The sequence below is a fragment of the Pseudoalteromonas sp. GW168-MNA-CIBAN-0100 genome (assembly GCF_040309225.1).
Classification (GTDB): domain Bacteria; phylum Pseudomonadota; class Gammaproteobacteria; order Enterobacterales; family Alteromonadaceae; genus Pseudoalteromonas; species Pseudoalteromonas arctica.
On sequence record NZ_JBEOOL010000378.1, the window covers coordinates 1 to 303 of the forward strand.

Annotated in this window: 1 protein-coding gene; it reads right to left on the reverse strand. The window is 41.6% G+C overall.

The features are described 5' to 3' along the window. Positions 1-303: RNA pyrophosphohydrolase (locus AAEY62_RS21570; protein ID WP_350636436.1), on the reverse strand; the 303-nt coding region annotated here is incomplete at both ends.

The window sequence follows — 303 nt, forward strand, 5'->3', positions numbered from 1 at the left end:
TTACCCAGCGCCAATCATCAAATTCAGGATGGTGGGTTTTAAGTAAATTTACATCCTCATCTTTACAGCGTAGTTTTAGTAAAAACCATTTTTGTTTTTGCCCAATACATACCGGACTTGAGTCACGGCGTATTAATCGTTTGGGTAACTTATAGCGTAACCAATGTTTAGAACTTGCGACTATCTCTACATCTTCTGGTCGCAAGCCTACTTCTTCGTGTAATTCGCGGTACATGGTTTGTTCTGGCGTTTCACCATCGTCAACACCGCCTTGGGGAAATTGCCAAGAATGTTGACCATAAC